This window comes from Corynebacterium sp. MSK122 (assembly GCF_030229435.2).
GTDB classification, from domain to species: domain Bacteria; phylum Actinomycetota; class Actinomycetes; order Mycobacteriales; family Mycobacteriaceae; genus Corynebacterium; species Corynebacterium marquesiae.
On sequence record NZ_JASPHV020000047.1, the window covers coordinates 1 to 4,083 of the forward strand.

The following is a 4,083-nucleotide window of genomic DNA, read 5'->3' on the forward strand; positions in this document are numbered from 1 at the left end:
TTGCGGTACAGGGTCGGAACTAACATGGAAGACAGATCACGCTGAAGGCACATGAGGAGATCATGGCCAGTCAAGAAGTGGGTCATTCCACGTGGTTCCGATCCTGTATTCCCATTATCAGCGTCAAATTATTTGTGTGTGGAAAAACTTTTATTCCCGTTTATGCCGCCAGGGTAGAGAAACCACAGCACCAATAAGCAAGATGGCAGTGACACCTACTAAATATGCTATGGATACCCAGGGGATTCCATCGCCGCCAAAGAGGCCGTATCTAATGGCTTCACTTATGTGGACAGCCGGGTTGGCTTCTCCCACTATCTGAAGCCACGAAGGCAACAAGTCTTCAGGAACGGCAACCGGGCCGAGACTTAGCAGCGTAATAGCCAATAACAATGAGATGGAAGATGCCTGCTCAAGGCTGGAACATAATGCTCCAATTATCATTCCGGCAGAAAGAAAAGCACAACCAGCAAAAAATAGGGCTGGAATGATAGTGAAAGAAGGAGATAAAGAAAGCCCGAGAATCTTAACTACCGCAACTGGAGTTATGAGCAGTGAAGGAGTAGCTAAGAGACTAAAGGCGATAAAGCTCCCCACAACAAACTGGAGGCGCTTTGCCCCAGTAGCAGCTAGTTGATCTAGAGCTCCATTCGCCTTCATAAAGGAAATATTGGTGGCAATTTTACCCTGCAACTCGAATAGCAAAGAAAAAGATAGACCACCAATAACAGCGTACTCAACGGCGGCCCCACCTAAATTTTGTGCGTACACACCAAGCCCTAAGGACATTAGAACAGGAACGACAATCCCAGTAAGCAGCATGGACGGCCAAGACCAGCGCCAATTAGTCAGCTGTATGCGTGTAAACGTAAAGGTGTTACTCATGCTTCATTCGTTTGGGATGCGATTAGGTTGACAAAAACATCCTCGAGATTGGGTGAGCTAATAGTAATATCGCCGGCTCCTTCGTCACATAGTTTCGAGACAATTCTCGGAACTTCGTCGACACCTACTATCTGCTCGCAAGGTTCTGAACTTTTATCACTATTGGACTCAGTGCGGTACGCAATGGTTCGTCTATTTTGAACGTTTTGCATGACTTGGTTAACCGTGCCGTTGGCAATGAGCCGCCCTTTATCCATAATTCCGAGATGAGTTAGGCAGGATTCAACTTCGGAAACTGCATGAGTGATTACCAATACGGTAACTCCCTTATGAGAGAGTGCCTCAATTTCGTCCCATACTAGACGGCGATTTAACGCATCCAGCTCATTCGTGGGCTCATCCAGAATGACGAAAGGGCGGTTTGAGGAGATAGCGATTGCAAGTTGGACAAGTTTACTTTGTCCACCAGATAGCGATCTCACCTCTCGATTGCGGAATCGAAGAATGCCTAGCTTTTCTAGGAGATGTTTCTGCTGCTTGTTCGATGACTTCGTCCCGTACAGCCGACCAAAGAAATTCATTGATTCCTCTACAGTCATGGTGTTTAGGGCTAGCGGAGATTGCGACAAATATGCGACGTTTGACCTCTGCCAGTGAGTGGTTGCGGACGCATCTCTGCTTTCATTTATCCAAATGTGGCCGGAAGTAGGGCGTAGTATGCCGGTGAGGATACGAGCTAAGCTACTTTTTCCTGAACCGTTGCGCCCAATTAAACCGTAGACACTACCCCTGTCGATGCTTAGAGAAACGTTGTCGACTGCGGGCTTTTCTTGATTAGGGTAGGTCTTACAAAGACGCTCTAGTCGTACAAGTTCTGACATGACCCACTGTCCTTTAGTTGACGACGAAGCTGCCTAGACTTACAGCGGACGACGTTAAAGCAGTCGAGATGTGCAATGTCATCATCCGAGAATGATTGCGATAGTAGCATTCTCAACGCTTTGCTGATCATGGTCATAAACAGCATTACGGTTTGGACACCAATGTAAACTGTGGGCCTGACCCTCGGAAAGTAGACACGTCGGGAGTAACTTTGCTGCTTGCCATATTTACCATCGACAAATAAGCGTACTCACCTGATTAAATAGTCCCATCAAGGTCGAATATATAATCGCTCACCGCTGTTTAACGCCTATCGCAATGGAGTTCTTACCCAGGGCAAAGAGCGTAAGTACTGCTACGACTGACACGAGGATAAAAGTAACTGTCACCGATAAGAAACCGGAATACTCCAGTAACAGCCCAGCCAAAATAGCACCCACCATCATTCCAGCCGGCGGAAGCATTTCAACACGCCCCCCGTGCAGCTGGATTAGCTTTTCCGAACAGGTGTTGTTGCAAAGTTGGGCGGAGAGCAGCGAAGACTCAGTTTCTCATTCCCTGATGGCCGCTGCGTGTGGGCGTTGTTAGGTCGTCTCGAAGACCTGGTTGACGATCACCGCGTCCGGGTTCGGTTGCCCGTAGGCAAACATCGCGCCTTGCCCTTTCCGCAATGAGTGCATCGCCTCCATCCCTTTCAACGTCCGATATGCAGATGTCCGGTTCTTAAACGCGCCTTTCGGCCCGAGGATCCGCTTCAGCCGACCATGGTCGCCTTCCAGGCTGTTGTTGAGGTATTTCACCTGCCGGTGTTCCACTGTGGGCGGGCAGATTCCCTCTGACTTCAACTCGGCGATTGCCCTGGCAAGGGAGGGTGCTTTATCGGCGTTGATCACTCTGAGATACCCGGCTGACGCATTGGATCTGACGGCCTTGGCCAGGAAACACTTCGCTGCGGCCACGTTTCGCTTCGAAGAGAGGTAAAAGTCCAAGGTCTGGCCACCGGCGGTGATCGCCCGATAGAGGTAGCACACTACCTGCCGCCGACCCGGATATAGGTCTCATCCACCCGCCAAGAACTGGCCTGCCAGTCAGGTACCTGCCGGTACCACCGTGTTTGCTTGTCCAGCTCAGGGGCGTATTTCTGGACCCAGCGGTGAGAATCGTGGTGTGATCGACCGGCACGCCCCGCTGAAGTCATCATTTCCTCCAGATCGCGGTAGCTCACCCCGTAGCGGCAGTACCACCCACTGCCCATAGAATGATGTCACGGGGGAAATGACGACCGAAGAAGATACCCATGGCTGTGACTATTTCACGTCGCCCTTCCTACTGCCCCAACTTTGCAACAACACCCCATAGTTGAATAAGTCGGCAGTTAACACACCTTATTTTCCGTAAACTGCCGACTATGGAAGAGAAAAACCTATCGTCATTAGTGTTCGGAAACGTCGTCCTTGAATCTCAGTTTTTGGGGACAACTCCTCGAATATATGCCGCTGACATGCGGTCTTATTCTTTACGCCCCAGTCCTTATGCCACTCTCTCTGCCCCCTTAAATGATTTAAGAGGGCAGCTTCAACCTGACCATGCTGAGGCTATCGCTAAGAAAATCTTTGACTCCGTGGCTGAAGAGCTGAACGAAAACTACCCAGGTGGTTGTGAGCGCGCAGAGGAGGAACTAAAAGCCTGGCTTATACAGAGTAATTAGTTCACATTGCATGGAAGATGGACTTCTTTGGAGATACCAAAGTCATGATGCTTTCCTACAAAAATCTCTCCATCAATTCGATAATCATGCCCTGAAGTAGTTGGGTCACAGATCGCTTCTCCACGAACAAATCCGTAGCCACCCTCAGTAAGATTCTTAGAGGTTTCATCTACGGTCTCATAAACAGCTCCGAGATGTTCTTCTTGAAGCCTGATCTTTGCGCTTAAAGGAAGAAACCCAGTTCCAGTACACCGGACATGCAATCCATAAGAGACAATTCCTCCGGCTTCTACCTGGTGATTCGCAAATGTTCCAGTGCATACACCTGCATTCAAAGAGCGAGTTGATATTCCATCATTCGATGTTTCCTCATCAAGCGTAAAAGTTCAGACTTTAAAGCCGTGGGGTTCAAGCCACATACGGAGTGTACAGAAAAGGTACTGAGCGTGACGCACGTTAATACATTGCGCTATAAGTACTATGAAGTGTCCCAGGTTTTGTTCCGTTTGAGTAGATGGGAAAATCTGGAATATGCCAAGAAAATTTGACCAGGATGCGAAGGATCGTGTGGTCCGTCTTGTAGAGGACCGCATCTTGGCGGAAAATAT

At 49.0% G+C, this 4,083-nt stretch carries 4 protein-coding genes and 1 pseudogene; 1 reads left to right on the forward strand and 4 read right to left on the reverse strand.

Annotated elements, in window-relative coordinates; all coding sequences use genetic code 11:
• Nucleotides 1–150: 150 nt before the first annotated feature.
• The 3 genes and pseudogenes from QP934_RS11295 to QP934_RS11305 form a co-directional block, all read right to left on the reverse strand.
• A complete protein-coding gene (locus QP934_RS11295) occupies nucleotides 151–885 on the reverse strand; it encodes an ABC transporter permease (RefSeq protein WP_239206184.1) in 735 nt (244 codons plus the stop codon).
• Nucleotides 882–1,766, reverse strand: a complete 885-nt coding sequence (locus QP934_RS11300; RefSeq protein ID WP_248099344.1) for an ABC transporter ATP-binding protein — start codon at nucleotides 1,764–1,766, stop codon at nucleotides 882–884. Before QP934_RS11300 ends, QP934_RS11295 begins: the two co-directional genes overlap by 4 nt.
• A gap of 585 nt (nucleotides 1,767–2,351) precedes the next feature.
• Nucleotides 2,352–3,066: pseudogene (locus QP934_RS11305) on the reverse strand (IS6 family transposase).
• A gap of 109 nt (nucleotides 3,067–3,175) precedes the next feature.
• Here QP934_RS11305 and QP934_RS11310 point away from each other — a divergent pair.
• The gene (locus QP934_RS11310; RefSeq protein WP_248099345.1) at nucleotides 3,176–3,475 is read left to right on the forward strand and encodes a hypothetical protein; all 300 of its coding nucleotides are present in this window, start codon (nucleotides 3,176–3,178) and stop codon (nucleotides 3,473–3,475) included.
• Here the strand turns inward: QP934_RS11310 and QP934_RS11315 are convergent.
• Nucleotides 3,472–3,810: a hypothetical protein gene (locus tag QP934_RS11315; protein ID WP_248099347.1), complete on the reverse strand. Its 339-nt coding sequence runs from the start codon at nucleotides 3,808–3,810 to the stop codon at nucleotides 3,472–3,474. The two genes, QP934_RS11310 and QP934_RS11315, sit on opposite strands and share 4 nt — an antisense overlap.
• Between the last annotated feature and the right edge of the window lie 273 nt (nucleotides 3,811–4,083).